This window comes from Microbispora catharanthi, from assembly GCF_006334915.2.
Lineage (GTDB): Bacteria > Actinomycetota > Actinomycetes > Streptosporangiales > Streptosporangiaceae > Microbispora > Microbispora catharanthi.
The window spans coordinates 59,078-81,010 of record NZ_VDMA02000020.1; the positions used below are offsets into that span (position 1 = coordinate 59,078).

General features: G+C 72.9%; 22 protein-coding genes. 14 read left to right on the plus strand and 8 right to left on the minus strand.

The features are described 5' to 3' along the window. Positions 1-87 precede the first annotated feature (87 nt). Positions 88-1,149, plus strand: a complete 1,062-nt coding sequence (locus tag FH610_RS31255; RefSeq protein WP_139578726.1) for a hypothetical protein — start codon at positions 88-90, stop codon at positions 1,147-1,149. A gap of 87 nt (positions 1,150-1,236) precedes the next feature. Here FH610_RS31255 and FH610_RS31260 read toward each other — a convergent pair whose 3' ends face one another. Beyond that, positions 1,237-1,671, minus strand: a complete 435-nt coding sequence (locus FH610_RS31260; RefSeq protein ID WP_139578729.1) for a CBS domain-containing protein — start codon at positions 1,669-1,671, stop codon at positions 1,237-1,239. Between the two features lie 63 nt (positions 1,672-1,734). After that, positions 1,735-2,097, minus strand: coding sequence for a hypothetical protein (locus FH610_RS31265; RefSeq protein ID WP_139578732.1), 363 nt, complete (start codon positions 2,095-2,097; stop codon positions 1,735-1,737). Between the two features lie 88 nt (positions 2,098-2,185). Between FH610_RS31265 and lhgO the strand changes: the two genes are divergently transcribed. The 3 genes from lhgO to FH610_RS31280 are packed head-to-tail and all read left to right on the plus strand — an operon-like array spanning position 2,186 to position 5,509. Next, on the plus strand, positions 2,186-3,370 hold the full coding sequence (lhgO, locus tag FH610_RS31270; protein ID WP_139578735.1) for an L-2-hydroxyglutarate oxidase: 1,185 nt from the start codon (positions 2,186-2,188) through the stop codon (positions 3,368-3,370). A gap of 18 nt (positions 3,371-3,388) precedes the next feature. Further along, positions 3,389-4,111 carry a response regulator transcription factor gene (locus FH610_RS31275; RefSeq protein WP_139578737.1) on the plus strand — a complete coding sequence of 241 codons (723 nt, stop codon included), beginning with the start codon at positions 3,389-3,391 and terminating at the stop codon, positions 4,109-4,111. Positions 4,112-4,114: 3 nt separating this feature from the next. After that, the gene (locus FH610_RS31280; protein ID WP_276607715.1) at positions 4,115-5,509 is read left to right on the plus strand and encodes a sensor histidine kinase; all 1,395 of its coding nucleotides are present in this window, start codon (positions 4,115-4,117) and stop codon (positions 5,507-5,509) included. Positions 5,510-5,525: 16 nt separating this feature from the next. On the opposite strand, the gene FH610_RS31285 is transcribed toward FH610_RS31280, so the two are convergent. The 3 genes from FH610_RS31285 to FH610_RS31295 all read right to left on the minus strand — a co-directional run bounded on the left by FH610_RS31285 (position 5,526) and on the right by FH610_RS31295 (position 8,216). Continuing rightward, a complete protein-coding gene (locus tag FH610_RS31285; RefSeq protein ID WP_139578739.1) occupies positions 5,526-5,939 on the minus strand; it encodes a type II toxin-antitoxin system VapC family toxin in 414 nt (137 codons plus the stop codon). Further along, positions 5,936-6,181, minus strand: coding sequence for a hypothetical protein (locus tag FH610_RS31290; RefSeq protein ID WP_139578741.1), 246 nt, complete (start codon positions 6,179-6,181; stop codon positions 5,936-5,938). Before FH610_RS31290 ends, FH610_RS31285 begins: the two co-directional genes overlap by 4 nt. Before the next feature lie 184 nt (positions 6,182-6,365). Next, positions 6,366-8,216, minus strand: coding sequence for an efflux RND transporter periplasmic adaptor subunit (locus FH610_RS31295; RefSeq protein WP_161628118.1), 1,851 nt, complete (start codon positions 8,214-8,216; stop codon positions 6,366-6,368). A 145-nt stretch (positions 8,217-8,361) separates the two neighbouring features. Here FH610_RS31295 and FH610_RS31300 point away from each other — a divergent pair, with 145 nt between their 5' ends. From FH610_RS31300 to FH610_RS31345, 10 genes are all read left to right on the plus strand, one after another. Continuing rightward, positions 8,362-9,510 carry an efflux RND transporter periplasmic adaptor subunit gene (locus FH610_RS31300; RefSeq protein ID WP_139578747.1) on the plus strand — a complete coding sequence of 383 codons (1,149 nt, stop codon included), beginning with the start codon at positions 8,362-8,364 and terminating at the stop codon, positions 9,508-9,510. After that, positions 9,507-10,247 (plus strand): ABC transporter ATP-binding protein, encoded by a 741-nt coding sequence (locus tag FH610_RS31305; protein ID WP_139578749.1) that lies wholly within the window; start codon positions 9,507-9,509, stop codon positions 10,245-10,247. The genes FH610_RS31300 and FH610_RS31305 overlap by 4 nt, the downstream gene beginning before the upstream one ends. Further along, positions 10,244-11,542: an ABC transporter permease gene (locus FH610_RS31310; RefSeq protein WP_139578751.1), complete on the plus strand. Its 1,299-nt coding sequence runs from the start codon at positions 10,244-10,246 to the stop codon at positions 11,540-11,542. The genes FH610_RS31305 and FH610_RS31310 overlap by 4 nt, the downstream gene beginning before the upstream one ends. 43 nt (positions 11,543-11,585) lie before the next feature. Further along, positions 11,586-12,218, plus strand: coding sequence for a hypothetical protein (locus tag FH610_RS43010; protein WP_161628119.1), 633 nt, complete (start codon positions 11,586-11,588; stop codon positions 12,216-12,218). Next, on the plus strand, positions 12,218-12,904 hold the full coding sequence (locus FH610_RS31320) for a response regulator transcription factor (protein ID WP_420813744.1): 687 nt from the start codon (positions 12,218-12,220) through the stop codon (positions 12,902-12,904). Before FH610_RS43010 ends, FH610_RS31320 begins: the two co-directional genes overlap by 1 nt. Next, on the plus strand, positions 12,879-14,495 hold the full coding sequence (locus tag FH610_RS31325; RefSeq protein WP_139578758.1) for a sensor histidine kinase: 1,617 nt from the start codon (positions 12,879-12,881) through the stop codon (positions 14,493-14,495). Before FH610_RS31320 ends, FH610_RS31325 begins: the two co-directional genes overlap by 26 nt. A 6-nt stretch (positions 14,496-14,501) precedes the next feature. Then, entirely contained in the window at positions 14,502-15,020 is a 519-nt protein-coding gene (locus tag FH610_RS31330; RefSeq protein WP_139578760.1) for a hypothetical protein, read from the plus strand. Positions 15,021-15,069: 49 nt separating this feature from the next. Further along, positions 15,070-16,797, plus strand: a complete 1,728-nt coding sequence (locus FH610_RS31335) for a P-loop NTPase family protein (protein WP_139578763.1) — start codon at positions 15,070-15,072, stop codon at positions 16,795-16,797. Further along, positions 16,794-18,380, plus strand: a complete 1,587-nt coding sequence (locus FH610_RS31340) for a YfjP family GTPase (RefSeq protein WP_139578765.1) — start codon at positions 16,794-16,796, stop codon at positions 18,378-18,380. Before FH610_RS31335 ends, FH610_RS31340 begins: the two co-directional genes overlap by 4 nt. Before the next feature lie 89 nt (positions 18,381-18,469). Then, on the plus strand, positions 18,470-19,849 hold the full coding sequence (locus FH610_RS31345; RefSeq protein WP_139578767.1) for an FAD-dependent monooxygenase: 1,380 nt from the start codon (positions 18,470-18,472) through the stop codon (positions 19,847-19,849). Between the two features lie 7 nt (positions 19,850-19,856). Here the strand turns inward: FH610_RS31345 and FH610_RS31350 are convergent, their stop codons facing one another. The 3 genes from FH610_RS31350 to FH610_RS31360 all read right to left on the minus strand — a co-directional run bounded on the left by FH610_RS31350 (position 19,857) and on the right by FH610_RS31360 (position 21,925). Next, positions 19,857-20,951, minus strand: a complete 1,095-nt coding sequence (locus FH610_RS31350) for an SPFH domain-containing protein (protein ID WP_139578770.1) — start codon at positions 20,949-20,951, stop codon at positions 19,857-19,859. A gap of 3 nt (positions 20,952-20,954) precedes the next feature. Continuing rightward, a complete protein-coding gene (locus tag FH610_RS31355) occupies positions 20,955-21,386 on the minus strand; it encodes an NfeD family protein (RefSeq protein WP_079319517.1) in 432 nt (143 codons plus the stop codon). Between the two features lie 107 nt (positions 21,387-21,493). Next, complete coding sequence (locus FH610_RS31360; protein WP_139578773.1) at positions 21,494-21,925, minus strand: VOC family protein; 432 nt, start codon at positions 21,923-21,925, stop codon at positions 21,494-21,496. Between the last annotated feature and the right edge of the window lie 8 nt (positions 21,926-21,933).

Genomic DNA, 21,933 nt, shown 5'->3' on the forward strand with positions numbered 1-21,933 from the left:
GCCTGCAGACCCGCTCCTGACCGATTCCGGGACGACCAGGGCATGTCGCCCGCCGCACACGGGGCGGGCATCGGGAATGATGACCGCATGGGGAGCGCAACGGGGCGAACGCGGACGAGCAGGATTCCGCGGGCGGTCCTGGCGTTCCTCGCGGTCGCGGGCGCGGTGCTACCGGCGACGGCGACGGTGACGGCGGCGACGGCAACGACGCGGGCGGACGACGGGGAGCGGCTGCTGTTCCGGATCAGGGACGAGCGCGTCGGCGAGTCGAGCGGCCTCGCCGTCTCGCCCACCCACAAGGGCATCGTTTACACGCACAACGACAGCGGCCACGGACCGCAGATCTACGCGATCGGCCCGGACGGCCGCACGCGGGCGACCTTCACGATCGGCGACGCCGAGGCCAGGGACTGGGAGGGCATCGCGGCCTCCACCGACCGCGCGACCGGGCGCGGCGTGCTCTGGATCGCCGACATCGGGGACAACATGGACGGCGCCTGGCCGGACGTGTCCGTCTACAAGGTCGTCGAGCCCAGGACGATGGAGGACGCGACGCTGCGGGCCGTGCGGTATCGCTTCCGCTACGCCGACGGCCCCCGCAACGCCGAGGGGGTGATGGTCGATCCCCGCACGGGCCGTCTGTACATCGTGAGCAAGGAGTTCTCCGGCGGCGTCTACGCCGCCCCGGCGAAGCTGCGCACCGATAAGGTGAACGTCCTGCGCCGGGTGGGGTCCGCGCCCCTCATGGCCACCGACGCGGCGTACGCCCCCGACGGGTCGAGCTTCGTCGTCCGCACGTACTTCTCGGCGTCCGTCTACCGCTCGCCGGGCAAACTGATCGCGCACGTCGTGATGCCGCCGCTCGACCAGGCCGAGTCGATCGCGTACACGCGGGACGGCACGGCCCTGCTCACCGGGAGCGAGGGGAAGGACAGCCCGGTCTACCGGGTGCCGCTGCCCGCCGCCGCCCGGCCGGCTCCTTCGCCCAGTCCGGCGCCGACCTCCGCCCGGCCGAGGGCGGTCAAGGCGACGAGCGGGGCGACCGCGGGCGACGGAGTGTTCGGCGTGCCGATGCCGCTGTTATGGGTGACGGTCGCTCTCGGGGCGATCGGGATCATCGCGTTCATCGCCTACCGCGCGGGTCGTTGAAGGCCCTCCGGCGACCTCGGGGGGCGGGCAGACGGAGGGCCGGGCCGCCGTTCCCGGCGACACCCGGCCCGGAGATCGCCGCGAGAGTCAGCCCCGCGCGTAGACGCGGTGGACGAACTCCGCGAGCTTGCTGTCGGGCAGTTCCTTGGCCAGGTCGGCCTCGGTGATCATCCCGACGATCCGGTGGTTGTCGATCACCGGCATGCGCTTGATCTGGTGCTCCTCCATCTTCGCCAGGGCTTCCTCGACGTTGGCCTTGGCGTCCACCCAGACCAGCCCGCGGGCCAGTTCGCTCGCCGTGGTCTGGTCGAGGTCCTTGCCCTCGGCGACGCACTTGATCACGATGTCGCGATCGGTGATGATGCCCTTGAGCCGGTCGTCGTCCCCGCAGATGGGAAGGGCGCCGACGCTCATGTCCCGCATCATCTCCGCGGCCCTGCGCAGGCTCTCGTGCTCGCCGACGCATTCCGCGCCCTCGTGCATGACCTGGCCGGCGGTCTTGTTCACTCCCTCTGTGGTCATGGCTAACCCCCGATTCCCTCTTTTAGGCTGTTATGCCCCATTTGTCCGGAGATAAGAGCGTGGTCACAGGCGAGGTAGGAAGTGCTCGCCGCGCAGGGCTCGTTCCACGAGCGCGACCGACTCGGCCAGCCGTACGAGCCGGGGGCCCTCCTGCCGGTAGGCGTCCAGGACCGCCTCGATCGCGTGCGGGGGCAGGTGCTCCTTCAGGTCCACCGCCGCTCCCCGGTAACCCTCCCTGGCCGCCTGGATCGAGGCCGCCACCTGCTGGCGGGCCATCCGGGCGAGCGCGAGCGGGTGACGGCGCAGCACGCCGTACGCGCGGTAGTCCGGGGGCACCGCGTCGAGCAGCCACGACACGGCCGAGACCTCCCAGTCGGGGCTGCCAGGAGGGCGCACCTCCGGTGGCCAGCCGGGTGGCACGTACACGCCGCCATCGTACCGAACACAGGTTCGATCACCGTGGAGCGGCTCCGGCTGCGACAATGTCCGGCATGCTGTCGACAACCGCACGGACATGAGGATCGGGATCGTCGGCGCCGGGATCCTCGGTCTGGCCGTGGCCCGGCAGATGGCGCGGGCGGGCGCCGAGGTGACCGTGCTGGAGAAGGAGCCCCGGATCGCCGCCCACCAGACCGGGCACAACAGCGGGGTCGTGCACGCCGGGATCTACTACCAGCCCGGCTCGCTCAAGGCGACCCTCTGCCGGGAGGGCGCCGCCATGCTGCGCGAGTACTGCGCCGAGCACGGCCTGCCGTACGACGAGGCGGGCAAGCTCGTCGTGGCCTCCACCCGGGCCGAACTGCCCGGGCTGCGCCGCATCGCCGAGCGGGCCAGGGAGAACGGCGTGCCCGGCATCGCCGAGCTCGACGCGATCGGCCTGCGGGAGGTGGAACCGCACGCGGTCGGGGTCGCCGCCGTCCACTCGCCGCACACCGCGATCACCGACTTCTCCGCGGTCGCGCGCCGCCTCGCCGCCGACGTGGCCGAGGCCGGCGGGTCCGTACGGCTCTCGCGTCCCGTACGCGCGATCAGGCAGACCACCGACGGGGTGGCGGTGGCGGCCGGGCCGGAGAGGCTCACCTTCGACCGGCTGATCTCCTGCGCCGGCCTCGGCACCGACGGCGTGGCGGACCTGGCGAGAGCGGGCGGCGACGTGCGGATCGTCCCGTTCCGTGGTGAGTACTACCGGCTCGCCGACCCGGCACGCGGCCTGGTGAAGGGGCTCATCTATCCCGTGCCCGACCCCCGCTACCCCTTCCTCGGCGTCCACCTGACCCGCAGGATCGACGGGGAGGTCCTGGTCGGGCCCAACGCCGTGCCTGCGCTCGCCCTGGAGGGCTACTCCTGGCGGTCGGCGTCGCTGCGCGACCTGCGGCGGATCGTCGCCTGGCCGGGCGCCCGGCGCATGGCGGCCGAGCACTGGCGCACCGGCCTGCGCGAGGTGTACGGCTCGCTGGTCAAACGGGCCTTCGTGGCCGCCGCCCGGAAGTATGTGCCCGAGCTGGCCTCGGCCGACCTCGTACGCGCCGGAGGCGGCGTGCGGGCCCAGGCCGTGGCGCGGGACGGCAGGCTGCTCGACGACTTCGTCATCGACGTGCGCGGGCGGATCGTGCTGGTGCGAAACGCGCCCTCGCCTGCGGCGACGAGCAGCCTGGCGATCGCACGGCACATCGCTTTAACGGTTCCCTTAACTTTCTAGGTCTAGAGTGCTCCCGCCATGGTCGCTGAATCTCCCGAAGCCCGGCTGCTGATCGTCGAGGACGAGCCGAACATCCTCGAACTGCTCGCGGCCAGCCTCCGGTATGCCGGATTCGAGGTCCACACCGCGTCCAACGGCGGCGAGGCGGTCGCCGCGGCTCAGCGGCACCGACCGGACCTGATCGTGCTCGACGTCATGCTGCCCGACATGGACGGGTTCGACATCGTGCGTCGGCTGCGCGGCGGTGGAACCCACACCCCTGTGGTCTTCCTCACCGCGCGGGACGCCACCGAGGACAAGATCCGGGGCCTGACGCTCGGCGGCGACGACTACGTGACCAAGCCCTTCAGCCTCGAGGAGGTCATCGCCCGGATCCGGGCCGTGCTGCGCCGCACCGCCGGAGACCCGATGATCACCCCGCCGCGGTTGACCTTCGCCGACATCGAACTGGACGAGGAGTCCCACGAGGTGTGGCGCGGCGGCCGGGCCGTGCCCCTGTCGCCGACGGAGTTCAAGCTGCTGCGTTACTTCATGTGCAACGCCGGCCGGGTGCTGTCCAAGGCCCAGATCCTCGACCACGTGTGGGACTACGACTTCCGCGGTGACGCCGGGATCGTCGAGTCGTACGTGTCCGTGCTGCGCCGCAAGCTCGACACCGCCCAATCCCGGCGCCACCCCCGGCTCATCCACACGCTGCGCGGCGTCGGCTACGTCATGCGGACACCACCCAGCGGCGCCTGAGCCGTGTCGGGGCGCACGCCGCTGCGGATCCGGCTCAGCGCTGCCATGCTCGCGCTGGTCGCGGTCGCCCTCGCGGTCATCGGCGTGGGCAGCGTCTCGGTGCTGCGCGACTACCTGGTCAGCCGGGTCGACCGGAAGGTCGCCTTGCTGGCGCACGAGGCCGAAAGACGGCTCGACCGGGGTCCGGCGGCGTTCGCACGGCTCAGGCTGCCGCCCGAGGGCCGGGTGGAGATCCGTGACGCCACCGGCAGGACGCTGCTCGCGCAGGCGGGCATGGGTGTGGAGACTCTGCCGGGTCCCGGCGCCGTGACCTCCCGGAACCCCATAACGGTGTCGGCCGTGTCGGGTGACGGCCAGTGGCGGGCCCAGGTGGTGCCCGTAGAGGGCTTCGGCACGGTCGTCGTCGCGGTGGACATGGCCTCGGTCGGGCAGATCACCGGCCGGCTCGCCCTCATCGAGGCGCTGGTCGGCGGTGCCCTGATGGTCCTGCTCGCCGTCGTCGGCGTCGTGATCGTACGGCGCAGCCTGCGGCCCCTGGCGGAGATCGAGGCGACCGCCGAGGCCATCGCCCGGGGAAACCTCGGCAGCCGGATCCCCGACCGTGACCCGCGCACCGAGGTCGGGCGGCTCGCCCGCGCGCTGAACGGCATGCTCGCCCAGATCGAGGCCGCGTTCCAGGCCCGGGCGGCCTCCGAGTCCGCGGCCAGGGAGTCGGAGGCGCGCATGCGCCGCTTCGTGGCCGACGCCTCGCACGAACTGCGTACGCCGCTCACCTCGATCAGGGGCTTCGCCGAGTTCCACCGGCAGGTGCCGGACGCCGACACCACGCGGCTGATGTCGCGCATCGAGAGCGAGGCCGCCCGCATGGGCCTGCTCGTGGACGACCTCCTGCTGCTCGCCCGGCTCGACCAGCAGCGCCCGCTGCGCACGCAGCCCGTGGATCTGCTGGCCCTGGCGGCCGACGCGGTCCACGACGCGAGGACCCTCTGCCCCGGCCGCGAGGTGTCGCTGGTGGTGGAGGGGGACGCTGCGCTGATCGTTTCGGGGGACGAGGTGCGGCTGAGGCAGGTCGTGGGCAACCTGATGAGCAACGCCACGACCCACACGCCCGAGGGAACGCCGATCACCGTACGCGTCGGCAGCCAGGACGGCACGGCGTTCATCGAGGTGGCCGACAAGGGGCCCGGCCTCACCCCCGAGCAGGCCGGCCGGGTCTTCGAGCGCTTCTACCGCGCCGACCCCTCCCGTACGCGGCCGTCCGGCGGCAGCGGCCTCGGGCTCGCGATCGTGGAGTCCCTCGTCCGGGCCCACGGCGGCGAGGTCGGCGTGGAGACGGCCCCCGGCGCCGGCGCCGCCTTCCGCGTCACCCTCCCCCTCGCCCCCGAGGCCCGCACCTGACCGGTGGACGGCAATTTCACGGAAGCAGTTGCAGAGCGGCGACGTGGCGGGGCCGCACGATGCTGAAATGACGCCGATCCAACGTGGCGACCGCAGGCAGGCCGAGCCGCTCGGCGATGGCGATCACGGACGCGTCCACCGCGCCCAGCGGGAGATTCTTGTAGAGCCGCACCAGCTCCGCGATACGTGTCACGTCTTTCTGCTCAAGGGAGATCAACTCCAGATCGCCGCTCTCGATCGAAGTCAGGAAGGCGGCCTCTGCCAAGGCACCCCGGTACTTCTCTACGAGCCAGCACACTTCCACGACCACGGTCACTGGAACCAGCAACGGCCCCGGGGCGGTCTGTAGAAGATCGGCGCACCGCGCGTGATCCTTGTCGTCGGCGTCGAGCGCTGCGACCAGGGGGCCCGTATCGAGAAGGATCGTCACATCGGACGATTCAACCCCTCGCGGAGCACCTCTTCATGGCGTTCCGCCAGATCGCCGACTCCCGACTTCATCGCGCCGATGAACGACAACCGCCGTCGGCCCTCTTGCTCCACATCTGACCTGTCTGGGCTCTCGTTGGCCTCGACCAGCCGGAGCGCGACCGCATGCAGATCGCGGACCTGCTCGGGCCGCAGCCTGTCCACCAGAGCGTGCAGATCCTCGTAATCGTGCGCCGCGGTCATGGGCACAGTGTACGTCGTCGCCGTCCACGAACCAGGTTCACGCGCACCGCTTCGGGCGACTCCGCTCCGCGGGTGGGCTGCCGCACTACAACGTTCTGTTCATGCGATCTTCTCCTGCGCTGAGCGAACGGCTGCCCCTCCTCCACACGCCTGTCGCCGGCGAACGGGGGCCATAAGCCGGGGGTCAGCGGGCGGCGGGGAAGCCTTCGTCGGGGAAGGCGGTGGAGGCGGCGGGCAGGACGACCTGGTCGCCTTCGGAGAGGCCGCCCGTGATCTCCACGTAGCTGTCGCCGCGTACGCCGACCTTGACCGTACGGCGCGACTGCGTCCCGCCGTCGGCCACGGTGACCACGGCCGTGCCGTCACCCTGGGCGCGTACGGCCTGCGAGGGGACGTAGAGCGCGTCCGCCGCCTCGCCGGTCGTCACCCGTATGGTGGCGCTCTGGCCCAGCAGCAGCCGGGCGGGGCGGCTGTTCAGGACGATCGTCACGCCGTAACGGACCAGGCGGTTGCTGGTGGTCGCGGTCGGGTCGATGTGGGCGACCGTTCCCGGGTACTCCTGCCCCGGTTGCGTGGGCAGCGTCACGGTGGCCGCCTGACCGACCTTGAGGAAGCGGATGTCCGACTCGGTGAACATCGCCTGCACCTGCAGGTCGTCGAGGTCGCCGAGGGTGATGAAGGTCCCCGAGGAGTAGCGGGAGCCGGTGGTCCCCGCGACGGACAGGATCGTGCCGTCCGCCGGAGCCTTGATCCTCACGCCGGCGAGCGCCTCCTTGGCCTCGGCCAGTTCGGTCGTCGCCTGGCTGACCTGCGCCTCGGCCTGTGCCTCGGTGAGCCGGGCACCGCCCCCCTGGCCGCCTTGCCCGCTCTGTCCTGCCTGTCCTGTCTGGCCGCCGCCGAAGCCCGCACGTCCCTGCGCGCCGCCGCCCTGCCCTTGTCCGCCCTGCCCTTGCCCGCTCTGTCCCTGCGAGTTCTGTCCCTGGCCGCCCTGTCCGGGTGCGCAGGCGGAGGAGGAACCGCCGGGGGAGGGGCTCGGCGTGGCGGACGGCTGCCGCGACGGCGCCGTGGGCAGGATCGAGACGCTCACCTCCGGGTTCGGCGCGGTCGCGCCGTCCGTGGGGGCCGGGGGGTGCGGCCTGGACGGTTTCGGGTGTGGATGCGGGCGTGGCGTGACCGTGGGCGCCGGACCGGGCTCGGGCTTGGAGCCTCCGTGGTCGCCACCCCGGTACGCCACGAGGCTGATGCTCGCCGCGCTCGCGCCCTTGTTCGCCCCGGCGGCGGCAGGCCGGCTCGAAGGCCGGGTGGTCGCGGAAGGCCGTGACGAGGGCTGCGATGAGGGGCGCGTGGACGCCTGCCCGGAAGGCCGGGGGGAGGGGGCCGGACACGAGACCGGGCCGCCGCTGCCGGTGCCGCCCGTGTTCCCCGCTCCGGCTCCGCTGCCGGTGCCACCCGTGTTCCCCGCTCCGGCTTCGCCACCGGTGCCGCCCGCGTTTCCCGACCCCGCTCCAGCGCCCGTTCCGCCGCCGGGGGTCCTGGCCCCGCCCGCGCCTCCCGCGCCTCCGGAGCCGGTCGCGCCGGTTGACATCCCAGCCCCGGAGCCGCCGGTGGACGCCCCGGCCCCGGAGCCACCCGCACTCGGCGCGGCGGCTCCGCTCGTGGTGGCGGTGCCGTTCTCGACGTCGTCGAGGGTCTCCTGGGCGGCGGCGAGTGCGGCCTTGGCGGCCTCGTAGTTCTCCCTGGCGATGGTGTCGTCGATCCGGGCGAGGACCTTGCCGCGGCGGACCTTCTGGCCCACCTTGACGTAGACCTTCTCGACCCTGCCCTCCGCTCCGAACGCGAGATCGCGCACGCCGGTGTCGATCGTGTTGCCCGCGGCCGAGACGTACGACGCGACCGTGCCCCGCTTGACCGAGGCGAGCGCTATCCGGTCGGCCACGGAGGTGTCGCCGCCAGTGGCGGCGACCACGGCGACGCTCGCGATGACGATCCCCGCCAGCGCGAGCCCTCCGATGCTGAGTGGAGTGCTCGATCTCATGGCGGACATCCTGCTGACGCCACGTGACCGGTGGCTTGGCCGTACCTGAGAGTTGTCTGTGGATGCGCGTCCTGATACGGACTGTCAGCAAATCCTCAGCATCGGCCTAGGTTGCCCGAAGCGGGGTTTGCCATGGTTCGACGTCGTGAAGCTGTCGACGAAGCGCAGGACGCTGATCATCAACGGTGTCCTGGTGGTACTGCTGCTCGGCGGGATCGCGGCGGCCTGGGCGTCCGTGGGAGGCGACTCCTCCGGAGACGGCGCCGTGCCGCTGACGACCCGGGTGACCCGCGGGACCGTGCTCGCCTCGGTATCGGCCTCCGGTTCCGTCGAGAGCGCCAGGACGCGCGCTCTCGACTTCGCTGCGAACGGCACCGTCGAGTCCGTCCTGGTCGAGAGCGGCGACAAGGTCAAGAAGGGACAGGCGCTCGCGCGCATCGATGACACGGCCGCCCGGGAGAGCCTGGAGGCGGCCCAGGCGAGCCTGGACGCCGCCGAGGAGGCCGACACCTCGACCGCCTCGGGCTACTCGCAGTACATCAGTGCGAGGAACGCCTACCGGTCGGCCAAGCGGGCGCTGGCCGGCACGGTGATCAAGGCGCCCTTCGCCGGGGTCGTCACGGCGGTCAACGGAGCCGTGGGCGGCTCCTCGGGCGCGTCCGGCGGATCCGGCGGGTCCTCCCAGGGCGGCCAGGCGCAGTCGCAGAGCGGGTCCGCGGGGTCGAGCGGCACCGGCGGGTCCAGCGGCTTCATCGAGATCGCGGACCCCGCCCACCTGCGGATCGTGGGGAACTTCACCGAGGCCGACGTCAGCAGGATCAAGGTCGGCCAGGCGGCGACCGTGTCCTTCGACGCACTCACCGGGGTCACCGCCGCCGGCAAGGTGACGGTGGTCGACCCGCAGCCGCAGACGAACAACAACGTCGTCCAGTACGCCGTGACGATCTCGCTGACCGACGTGCCGTCCACCGTACGGCTCGGCCAGACGGCCACGGTCCAGGTGACCGTGGGCAAGGCCGACGACGTGCTCACGGTGGCGTCCTCGGCGGTCACCACGGCGGGCGGCCAGACCACGGTGACGGTGCTGGAGAACGGCAGGCAGGTCGTGAAGCGGGTGGAGGTCGGCCTGAAGGGCGACACCACCACCGAGATCAAGTCGGGACTCCAGGAGGGCGACCAGGTGGTGCGGCCCCAGGCGTCGACGACCGGCGGAGGCGGCGGCATCCAGTTCCCCGGCGGCGGAGGCGGGTTCGGCCGCGGCTTCGGCGGCGGTGGCGGCGGAGGCAACCGATGAGGGCCGGCCCGCCGCCGGTACTCGATCTCGGCCACGTCACCAAGGTGTACGGCGAGGGCGAGACCACAGTGCGCGCGCTGCGCGGCGTGTCGCTCAGGGTGGAGCGCGGCGACTACGTGGCGATCATGGGCGCCTCCGGCTCCGGCAAGTCCACGCTGATGAACATCATCGGCTGCCTCGACGTCCCGTCCGGGGGGACCTACCGCCTCGACGGCACCGACGTCGGCCGGCTCGACGAACGACGGCTCGCGGTCGTCCGCAACCGCAAGCTCGGCTTCGTCTTCCAGTCCTTCAACCTCATCCCCAGGATGAGCGCGGTCGCCAACGTCGAGCTTCCCCTGGCGTACGGCGGGGTCAAGGCCGCGGAGCGGCGCCGCAGGGCGCTGGCCGCGCTCGACCGGGTCGGGCTCGCCGACCGCGTCCACCACCAGCCCAACGAGCTGTCCGGCGGCCAGCAGCAGCGGGTGGCGGTGGCCCGCGCGCTCGTCACCGCGCCGACCCTGCTGCTGGCCGACGAGCCCACGGGCGCTCTCGACAGCAAGTCCAGCGAGGACGTCATGAACATCTTCGACCGCCTCAGCGCGAGCGGCCGGACCCTGGTCGTCATCACGCACGAGGAGGAGGTCGCCGCGCACGCCAAACGGGTCGTCCGCCTCATGGACGGCCAGATCGTGGAGGACGTGCGCACCACGCCGGTCGGCGGGCTGCCCCCGCGGCTCGCGGAGGTGGCCTCGTGAACGCCGCGGAGGTCCTGCGTTTCGCCCTGCGCGGCCTGGCCGCCAACAAGATGCGCAGCGCGCTCACCATGCTCGGCATCCTGATCGGCGTCGCCGCGGTGATCCTGCTGGTCGCGATCGGCGAGGGATCCTCCCAGCAGATCCAGCAGAACATCCAGCGGCTCGGCGCCAACTCGCTGACCGTCACGCCGTCCACCTCGGGCGGCGGGGGCGGCCCCGGCGGGGGCTTCGCCCGCGGTTTCGGCGGTGGGGGAGGCGGTGGGGGAGGCGGTGGCCAGGCCGGGCGGCAGAACAGCGGGCCGCGCATCCAGGCCAAGGACCTGACCGTCGACGACGCGCGGGCGCTGGCCGACCCGGCGAACGCCCCCTCGGTCAAGAGCGTCTCGCCGGTCGTGACGGCCCAGTCCCAGACCGCGACGTACGAAGGGGCGAGCCACTCGATCAGCCAGCTCGTGGGCACCTACCCGAGCTACTTCGAGGCGTCCAACAAGCCGGTGGTCAAGGGCGCCTACTTCTACAACGACGACGTGCTCGCCGCGCGCAAGGTCGTGGTGATCGGGCAGACGGTGGCCGAGAACCTGTTCGGCACGGTCGATCCCCTCGGCAAGCAGATCACCGTGTCGGGCGTGCCGTTCACCGTCGTGGGGGTGCTCAAGGAGGCCGGCTCGTCCGGGTTCCAGGACGCCGACGACGTGGCCGTCGCCCCGCTGCCCGCCGTGCAGCAGAGCCTGACCGGTTTCGGGCCGCTGGGGCAGATCCTCGTCCAGGCCAAGAGCGCCGAGGCGGTGGACGCCGCGCAGACCGAGGTCACCGAGGTGCTCAACCAGCGGCACGGCATCACCGGCTCCGCGAGCGCCGACTATCGCATCCTCAACCAGGCGACCCTGCAGGAGACGGTCAGCGCGGCGACCGGGACGTTCACGGTCCTGCTCGGCGCGGTGGCCGCGATCAGCCTGCTCGTCGGCGGCATCGGCATCACCAACATCATGCTCGTCACGGTCACCGAGCGGACCAGGGAGATCGGCATCCGCAAGGCGATCGGCGCGCCCAAGGGCGCGATCCTCGGCCAGTTCCTCGCCGAGGCGACGATGCTCAGCCTCGTCGGCGGCCTGCTGGGCGTCCTGATCGCCGTGATCGGCGCCCAGTTCACGATCGCGGGCGTGCGGCCGGTGATCGTCCCCACGTCGATCGCGCTGGCGCTCGGCGTCTCGGTCGCGATCGGCCTGTTCTTCGGCAGCTACCCCGCCAACCGCGCCGCCGGGCTGCGGCCGATCGAAGCCCTCCGCTTCGAATGACGGCCGGACCCATCGAGGCGGACCCCATCGAAGGGAGATGGATGTGAGCAGGCACGACACCGAGGAGCTTCTGGAGACCTCGCCGTTCGACGACGACCTCCAGGAGGTGCTGGCGGCGCGTCCCGCTCGCGCGGGCGGGTCGAAGCTGACGCTCGCCCTGGCCGGAGGCGTCCTGCTCGTGGCCGGGCTGCTCCTCGGCATCCAGGTGCAGAAGCTCCTGGGCGGCTCCGCGCCGGGCCGGTTCCCGTCCCGCGCGGCCGGTGCCGGTGCGTACGCCGGTGCCGGTCAGGCCCCAGGGGGTGGCGGACCGGGCGGCGGGCTCGGCGGCGGGTACGCCCGAGACGCGGGCGGGGGCGGCGGCTTCGCGGGCGCGGGCGGCGGTGCGGGAAGAGGAGGAGGAGCGGGCGCGGGGGCAGGAGCGGGGCCCGGCGGCATGACCTTCGGCACGGTCAAGCTGGTCGACGGCGACAAGATCTACGTCCAGACCGTGAACGGCGGCGTGGTCACGGTGACGACCTCGGGCGACACCAAGGTGCGGGTCACCCGGTCGGGGAAGGTCTCCGACCTCAAGCCGGGCAGCTTCGTCACCGTCGCGGGGACCGCCGACGCCCAGGGCCAGGTGGCGGCGACATCCGTCACCGAGGGCTCGGCCATGGGCCGGAGGGCGGGATCGTGATCGCGGAAGGCCGTCTGCTGGTCGTCGACGACGAGCCCGACATCAGGGAGTTGCTGTCGGCGAGCCTTCGGTATGCCGGGTTCGAGGTGATCACCGCGTCCTCCGGCCGCGAGGCGGTCCAGATCGCCGGCAAGGTGCGTCCCGACCTGATCGTGCTCGACGTCATGCTGCCGGATCTGGACGGCTTCGCCGTCTCCAACCGGCTCCATGCCTCCGGGCGGCGGGTCCCTGTGCTGTTCCTCACCGCGAGGGACGCGAACGAGGACAAGATCGCCGGGCTCGGCCGGGGCGACGACTACGTCACCAAGCCGTTCAGCCTCGAGGAGGTGCTCGCGCGCATCCGGGCCGTGCTGCGGCGCACGCGCGGCGGCGACGCCGTCCCCGCGCGGCTGCACGTCGCCGACCTGGAGCTCGACGAGGACTCCCGCCAGGTCTGGCGGGACGGCGTCCCCGTACGGCTGTCGCCCACCGAGTTCAAGCTGCTGCACTACTTCATGGTCAACCAGGGCCGGGTGGTGTCGAAGGCGCAGATCCTCGACCACGTCTGGCACTACGACTTCGGCGGCGACCACAACGTGGTCGAGTCGTACGTCTCCTACCTCCGGCGCAAGATCGACACCGCCGAGCCGAAGCTGATCCACACGCTCCGCGGCGTGGGCTATGTCCTCCGTGCGCCGCGTCGGTGACCTGCTCCACGCCGGCGGGCCGGCCCGCGACGCCGGTGCGAAGGCCGGTGAGCCCACCCGCACCCGCCGGTGGCCCCGGCTGTCGCGCGCGCTGGGCGCGCTGCGCCTGCTGAGCATCCGCGAGCTGCGGCGGCGGGCCGCGAGGACCCCGCTCTGGCTGCGGCTCGTGGCGGGGACGCTGCTGCTCGTGGCGCTCGCGATCGCGCTGACCGGCGGCTTCGCCGTACAGCTCCTGCGGGGCTATCTGGTGGACCGGGTCGACGGGCAACTGACGGCCGTCGGCCGGCGCCCGGCGGAACCGCCGCCTCCGTTCCAGGCCACGGGCAACGGGTCCCGGCCGCCGCGGCAGTTCGGCTCCTTCTACATCGTCCTGCTCGACCGGAACGGCGGCGTCGTCCGCACCGTCCAGGAGCCGCCGAACGCCGATCCGCTGCCCGCGCTGCCCAGGCCCAGGCAGGACCGCGGGCAGTGGCTGTTCACGGTCGAGGGCCCCTCGGGAGCGCTGTGGCGGGTGATCGCCGTACGCGAGGAGGACGGCACCCGCTTCCGCGTCGCGGCCATCAGCCTGGCCGACATCGACGGCACGGTCTCCCGGCTGGTGGTGATCGTCCTGGGGGTCGGCCTCGCGGTGCTCGTCGCGCTCGGGATCGCCTGCTACTGGCTCGTACGGCGCAGCCTGCGCCCGCTGGGGGAGATCGAACGGACGGCGGAGGCGATCGCGGCCGGAGATCTGTCGCGGCGCGTCCCGCTCCGGCACCGGCGCACGGAGATGGGCCGTCTCGGCCGGTCCATCAACGGCATGCTCACGCAGATCGAGACGGCGTTCCGGGAACGGGAGGCGTCGCAGGAGCGCATGCGCCGGTTCATGGCCGACGCCTCCCACGAGCTGCGCACCCCGCTCACCTCGATCCGCGGCTTCGCCGAGCTGTACCGGCAGCAGAGTTCGCAGGACCCCGTCCTGCTGCTGCGCCGCATCGAGGACCAGGCCGTGCGGATGGGCCTGCTGGTGGACGACCTGCTGCTGCTCGCCCGGCTGGACCAGCAGCGCCCCCTCGAACGCCGCCCGGTCGACGTGCTCAGCCTCGCGGCCGGGGCGGTGCTCGACGCGCAGACCCTCGCGCCCGACCGGGAGATCGACCTGCTGCGGCTGGACGACTCGGACGAGCCGGTGCGGGTGCTCGGCGACGAGGCGCGGCTGCGCCAGGTCGTCGGCAACCTCGTCAGCAACGCCCTGCGGCACACCCCCGCGGGCACCGCATTCCGCGTCGGCGTGGGGATCGTGTCCGGATCGCAGGCCCTGATCGAGGTGGCCGACGACGGGCCCGGCCTGGCCCCCGGCGACGCCGAGCGCGTCTTCGAGAGGTTCTACCGCGCCGATCCCTCGCGCAGCCGGTCGGACTCCGGCGGCACGGGGCTCGGGCTGTCCATCGCCGCCGCCCTCGTCCAGGCCCACGGCGGCACCATCACGGCCGACAGCGAGCCCGGCCGCGGCGCGGTGTTCCGCGTCCGACTCCCCGCGTGCCCTCCTCCACGAGAGGCCCCTCGGCAAGAGGCCCCTCGACAAGAGGCTCCCGAAGAAAGGCTAGGGTGATCCCCCTTGCGATACCTGTCCATCGCGGTCGCCGCGGCGGCCCTGGCGGTCACGGTGACCGGCTGCGGCGGCGGTGACGACACCGCCGCCACGACCACCCCGCAGGCCGCCGCCGGCGGCGGTTCGAGCGCCGGCTCCCGGGCGGCGTTCACCGAGTGCCTGCGCAAGAACGGCGTCACGCTGCCGACCGGGCGTCCGTCCGGGATGCCCGGCGGCAGGCCCACCGGTAGACCGACCGCCAGACCGAGTGGAGGCTTCGGCGGGTTCCGGTCGATGGACCCCGCCATGAGCAAGGCGTTCGAGGCGTGCCGCGCCCTGATGCCGCAAGGCGGCCGGGGCGGGTTCGGCGGCCGGCGCGGCGCCGATCCACAGGCCATGCAGGCGTTCCGCACCTGCATGAAGGACAACGGTGCCGAGCTGCCCGCGGACGGGCGTGTGCGCGATCTCGCCACGACGGACCCCAAGGCGGCCAAGGCGTACGACAAGTGCAAGGTGCTGCTGCCCGCGCCCACTCCCACCGCCTGACGGACCGGAGCGGCTGATTCGGCGGCCTTCCACAGGGAAGGTCGGAATTATGGCGGGGAACGACAGGCTGCGGGCCGCCCTGGAGAGCCTGCGGCGTCACCTCGATCAGGACCTGTTCCCCCTGGAGATCGGGGACGCCGCGGCGGACCGGCGCGTCCTGAGGGAGCTGCTCGGGCAGCTCGACGACTACCTGCTGCCCCGCCTGTCGGCCATCGATGCGCCGCTGCTCGCCGTGGTCGGCGGTTCCACTGGGGCGGGCAAGTCCACTCTGGTCAACTCGCTGGCCGGCATGCTCGTGACCGAGCCTGGGGTGCTGCGGCCCACCACGCTCGCGCCGACTCTGGTGTGCAACCCCGCCGACGCCGCCTGGTTCACCTCCACGACGGTCCTGCCCGGGCTGGCGAGGGTGACGGGCGGGCCGGCCGGCGGGGGGCGCGGCGAGCCCGGCACCCTGCGGCTCGCCCCCGTGGACGCCCTGCCCCCCGGGCTGGCGCTGCTCGACGCCCCCGACATCGACTCCGTCGTCACGGCCAACCGCGAGCTGGCCGCGCAGCTGCTCGCCGCGGCAGACCTGTGGCTGTTCGTCACGACCGCCGCGCGGTACGCCGACGAGGTGCCGTGGAGCTTCCTGCGCCTGGCCCGGGAGCGGAGCACGGCACTCGCGGTGATCCTCCAGCGGGTCCCGGCCGAGGCACGCGAACCCGTGGCCGCCGACCTGACCCGGCTCCTGCGGGAGAACGGCCTGGGCGGCACACCGCTGTTCGCCGTACCCGAACTGGAGCTGCCGTCGGAGCGCGCCCGGCTGCCCGGCCACGTCGTGCAGCCGATCGCGACCTGGCTCGCCGACCTGTCCGTGGACGCCAAGGCGCGGGCCCAGGTCGTACGGCGGACCCTGTCCGGCGCCCTGGACAGCCTCGGCACCCGGGTGCCCGACCTGGCCGACCGGGTGGAGCGCCAGCGGGCGGGGATCGCCGAGCTGCGCGACATCGCGGGCAGGGCGTACGACGTGGCGATGTCGGCGTTCGACGAGGGGATGCGCGACGGCAGGCTGCTGCGCGGCGAGGTGCTGGCCCGCTGGCAGGACTTCGTCGGCACCGGCGACCTCATGCGGGCCCTGGAGTCCCGCATCGGCTGGCTGCGCGACCGCCTCGCCGCCGCCTTCCGCGGTCGCCCGGCGCCCGACAGGGAGCTGCGGGTCGCGCTGGAGAGCGGGGTGGAGTCGCTGATCCGCGCCACCGCCGACGCCGCCGCGGAGCGGGCCGTAGAGGCGTGGCTGGCCCTGCCCGCCGGGCGCGACCTGCTGGAGAAGTCCGGCGTCGCCGTCTCCGGGCGGCTCGGCCGCGCGTCCGCCGATCTGCCCGCCCGGGCCGGCGTGGCCGTGCGCGACTGGCAGGGTCACGTGCTCGACCTCGTCCGCTCCGAGGGCGCCGACCGGCGCACGCTCGCCCGGGCGGCGTCGTTCGGCGTGAACAGCCTCGGCGTGCTGATCATGCTGGCGGTGTTCTCCACGACCGGCGGGATCACCGGCATCGAGCTGGGCATCGCCGGCGGCACCGGCGTGCTCAGCCAGAAGCTGCTCGAAGCCGTCTTCGGCGACCAGGCCGTACGCACGCTGACCCAGGAGGCGCGTGAGGACCTGCGGCGGCGCGTCCGCGCGCTGCTCGACGAGGAACGCACCCGATTCACCTGTCTGGTGGAGGGGCTGGGCCCGGCTCCGGAGACGGCGAACCGGCTGCGGGAGGCCGCCAAGGCCGTACAGGAGAGAGGCGTCCTTTGAAGCTCCCACGCAGGAAGGCGGAGGTGTCGCTGGACGACCGCCTGGAGGCGCTCGCGGAGGCCGCCGACCTGGCGGAGGGCCGGCTCGGTCAGGAGGCCGTGGACCACTGCCGCGGTGTGGTCGCCCGGGCCGGCGCACGGCGCGGCCTGTCGGTGGAGCACACCGCGGTCGCCCTCGCCGGGGCGACGGGGAGCGGCAAGTCGTCGCTGTTCAACGCCCTGTCCGGGACCGAGCTGGCGACCGTGGGGGTGACCCGGCCGACGACCGCCAAGGCGCAGGCGGCCCTGTGGGGCCCGGACGGCTCGGGAGCGCTGCTCGACTGGCTCGACGTCCCGTTGCGGCACAGGGTCGAGGGCGACGCGTCCGGGCTGATCCTGCTGGACCTGCCCGACCACGACTCCATCGAGCTGTCCCACCGCAGGGAGGTCGACCGCCTGGTCGCCGCTGTCGACCTGCTGGTCTGGGTGCTCGACCCGCAGAAGTACGCCGACGCGGCCGTGCACGAGCGCTACCTGGGCCCGCTCGCCCGGCACCGGGACGTCATGGTCGTCGTGCTCAACCAGGTGGACCGGCTGCCTGAGCGGTCCGTCAAGCGTTGTCTCGACGACCTGCGCGGCCTGCTGGCGGCCGACGGGCTCGAAGGGGTTCCGGTGCTCGGGGTCTCCGCCCGCACCGGCGAGGGCGTCCCCGAACTGCGGGCGCTGCTCGACCGTCAGGTCTCCCTCCGCCGCGCCTGGTCGTCCCGGCTCGCCGCCGACGTGGCCTCGGCCGCCTCCGCGCTCTGGGCGGACACCCCGCCCGCGCCGGGACAGGCCGCGGTGCCGGAGGTCGCCGTGAACAGGGCTCTGACGCGGGCGCTGGCACAGGCGGCGGGGGTGCCTGCCGCGGTCGAGGCCGTCGCGAAGTCGCACCGGCACCGCTCGATCGCCGCGACGGGCTGGCCGGTGACGCGCTGGCTGCGCAGGCTGCGGCCCGATCCGCTGCGCCGTCTCCACCTGGCCAAGGGCGCCCGTTCCTCGCTGCCCGCGGCCACCGTCGTGGAGGTCTCGGCCGTGGACACCGCCCTGCGCGACGTCGGTGCCGCGGCCTCGGCCTCGGTGCCCGAGCCGTGGGCGACGGCCGTACGGCACGCGGCGCGGTCGCGGTCGGAGGAGCTGAAGGACGCCCTGGACCGCACGGTCGCCGCGGCGACCTCGGGCCGCGTCTCCAGCGCCCCTCGGTGGTGGCGCGTGGCGGGGACCGCACAGTGGCTGACCGTCGCCGCGATGGCCGCGGGCGCGATCTGGCTGCTCGTGCGCTTCGCGCTGGACTACCTCATGCTGCCCGGACTTCCCACCCCCACGGTCGGCCGGGCGCCGTGGCCGACCGTGCTCCTGCTGGGCGGCGCGCTGGCCGGGGTGCTGATCGCCGCACTGTGCCGGGTGTTCGCCTGGGCCGGAGGGCGGCGCAGGGCCCGCAGAGCCGCCAAGGCGTTGCGCGCCGGCATCGAACAGGTCGCCGGAGAGCTGATCATCGCCCCGACACGCGACGAGCTGTCGCGTTACACCCGTTTCGCCGACCGCGTGGCCGTCGCCGCGTCCTGACCCGACATCAGGCGGCAGGAGCCTGACAGGGATCTGGCGCGGCAGGAGCCTGACAGGGGTTTGGCAGAGCCGCCTGTCACGGTCGGGACATGCATGAGAACACGGACGTACTGATCGTCGGAGCCGGTCCGACCGGGCTCACCCTCGCCGTGGACCTGGCCCGCCGGGGCGTCGCCTTCCGCATCGTGGACGAGGCGCCCGAGCCCGCGGCCGGCTCCAAGGGCAAGGGCCTGCAACCGCGCACGCAGGAGGTCTTCGACGACCTCGGGGTGATCGGCCCGATCCTGGCGGCGGCGACGCCCTACCCGCCATTGCGGGTCAGGATGGGCGCCGTGCCGATCTGGCAGGCCCGCATGCACAGGCCCGCCGCGGCCACGGACGCGGTGCCGTACCCGACGGTGCTGATGCACCCGCAGTGGCGCACCGAGGCGGTGCTGCGCGAGCGCCTGGCCGGGCTGGGCGGGAAGGTGGCGCAGAGCAGCGCGTTGATCGGCTTCGAGCAGGACACGGACGGGGTGACCGCCAGGCTCGGCACGGGAGAGAGCCTGCGGGCGCGTTACCTGGTGGCGGCGGACGGCGGGAGGAGCCCGGTGCGCAAGGCCCTCGGCATCGGCTTCATCGGCGAGACCCGCGAGGAGGAGCGGATGGCCCTCGGCGACGTACGGGTCGAGGGGCTCGACCGGGACCACATCCACGTCTGGGTGCGGCCGGGCAGGGGGATGGTGGCGCTCTACCCGATGGCCGGCACCGACACCTTCCAGATGCTCGCCTCGCTGAAGCCGGGGGTCACGCCGGAGCAGACGTTGTCTGGATATCAGCGGATCTTCGCCGAGAGGTCCATGCTGCGCCGGGTGCGCCTGACCGAGCTGCTGTGGTCCTCCCTTTACCGGGTGAACATCCGCCTCGCCGACCGCTACCGGTCCGGCCGGGTCTTCCTGGCCGGGGACGCCGTCCACGTGCACCCGCCGACGGGCGGGCAGGGGCTCAACACCGGCGTCCAGGACGCCTACAACCTGGGCTGGAAGCTCGCCCGGGTGCTCGCGGGGGCGCCGGAGGCGCTGCTGGACACCTACGAGGAGGAGCGCAGGCCCGTCGCCGCCCGGGTGCTCGGCCTCAGCGTGGATCTCGCCGACAAGAAGTCCTGCAAACGCGGAGAGGAGACCTACCAGCTCTCGCTGAGCTACCGGGGCGGCTCGCTCGCCCGGCGCGGCGGCGACCGGGTGCCGGACGGCCCGCTCCCGCTGGCGGACGGGACGCGGGCCCGCATGTTCGACCTGCTGCGGGGCCCGCACTTCACCCTGCTGTCCCCCGACCCCGCTCCGCGCGTCCCCGGCGGTCCCGAGGCGCGCGCGTACGCGCCGGCCGGGCCGTACGGCGGCGAGCGGCACACCCTCGTCCGGCCGGACGGGTACGTGGGGATCTCCACGTCCTCGGCCGACGAGCTCGCCGCCTTCCTGGCCATGGTCTGACGCCGGGCTACGGCCGCTCGTCCGGGCGCACGGCGTGGGCCGGGTCGGGGTTGGGGACGCCGTCCGCGCCGAGGCCGGGGCGGCCGGCCTCGATCTGGCGCGGTCCCAGCTCGCTGTCCTCGGCCGCCGCCCTGGCCTCGGCTGCGGCGCGCTCGGCCTCCGCGACGGCCTCGCTGCCCGCCGTCCTCCGCTCGTGCTCCCTGCCGTCCGTCACGGTGGCCCGGCTCGCGGGCAGCGACTCGGTGAACGCCTTCGACAGCGTGTTGAGCGCCGAGGTGACCTCGCTCGGGATCACCCACATCGTGTTGCCCTGGCCCTGGGCGAGCTGGGGCAGCACCTGGAGGTACTGGTAGGCGAGCAGCTTGGGGTCGGGGTCGTTGCGGTGCACGGCCTGGAACACCTCGTCGATCGCCTGCGACTGACCCTGGGCCTTGAGGATCTGCGAGGTGCGCTCGCCCTCGGCGCGCAGGATCGCGCTCTGCTTCTCACCCTCGGCCGTGAGGATCTGCGACTGCCGCTGGCCCTCGGCCGTGAGGATCGCCGCGCGCTTGTCCCGCTCGGCGCGCATCTGCTTCTCCATCGCGTCCTTGATGGTCTTCGGCGGGTCGATCGCCTTGATCTCGACCCGGTTGACCCGGATGCCCCACTTGCCGGTGGCCTCGTCCAGCACGCCGCGCAGCTGGCTGTTGATCATGTCACGCGAGGTGAGCGTCTTCTCCAGGTCCATGCCGCCGACCACGTTGCGCAGCGTCGTCACCGTGAGCTGCTCGACGCCCTGGATGAAGTTGGCGATCTCGTACTCCGCCGCCCGGGGATCGGTGACCTGGAAATACAGCACCGTGTCGATGTCCACGACGAGGTTGTCCTCGGTGATGACCGGCTGCGGCTTGAACGACACCACCTGCTCGCGCAGGTCCAGCAGCGGGCGGACCCGGTCGATGAAGGGGATGACGAAGTTCAGGCCGGGGCCGAGCGTGCGGTAGTACCTGCCCAGGCGCTCGACGTTGCCGGCTCTGGCCTGGGGCACGATCCGGACCGCCCGCAGCACCGTCAGGATCGCGACGAACGCGATGACGATTCCGGCGATCACTGCTGCGTCCATTGCTCACTCCCGGGGGTACACGAGGGCGGTGGCGCCCTCGATCTCCATGACGTCGACCGTGGCCCCCGGCGGGATCACGAGCGTCTCGTCGTAGGCACGGGCCGACCACTCCTCGCCGCCGATCCGCACCCGGCCGTCCCTGCCGGTGACCTCCTTGGTCACGTACGCGGACTTGCCGACGAGCGCGGACACCCCGAAGCGCTTCGGCGGCGGCTGCTTGATGTGCCGGAGCGCGATCGGGCGCACCCCGGCGAGGCCGGCGGCGGAGGCGACGACGAACACGGCGAGCTGGATCGCGGGCGGCAGCCCGACGGCCGCGACGACGGTCGTGAGCAGGGCCGCGACCGACAGCAGGCCCAATGCCGCGGTCAGCGTGAAGATCTCCGCGGCACCCAGCACCGCCGCCAGGATGAGCCATACGATCCAGGGGTCCATTGCCGCCTCCATAGCAATGAACGAACACCGCTCGGGTCGGGTTCCTCCTCCTCAAACCTAACGCGTACGGCCGCGGTCTCCCAGAGAGCCCGGTATCACGCCGGGTTTCATACAGGGGACGCGGTGACGCGGAACTCGTTGCCCTCCGGGTCGGCCATCAGGATGTGGTCGTCGAACGCCTCCAGGATCGTGCCGCCGGCGCGCACCAGCCGGGCCGCCTCCGCCCTGATCCGCTCCCACCGGTCGGCGGCCGTGCCGTCCCCCGGCACGCGGACGTCGATGTGGAGCCGGTTTTCCGCCGTCTTCCGCTCGGGGACCCGGAGGATGGAGAGCCGGGGGCCGACCCCCTCGGGGTCGCAGAGGCAGGCGCCGTCGTCCTCGGTGCCGCCGGCCGGCAGGTCGAACCGCGCGAACGACTCCTCACTGGTCGCGTACCGGGCTGCCGGGATCTCGTCGACGTAGCCGAGCGCCGTCTTCCAGAACTCGGCGAGGAGCCGCGCGTTGTCGCAGTAAAGGGTCAGATCAATTGCTACTGCCATGACTCGAC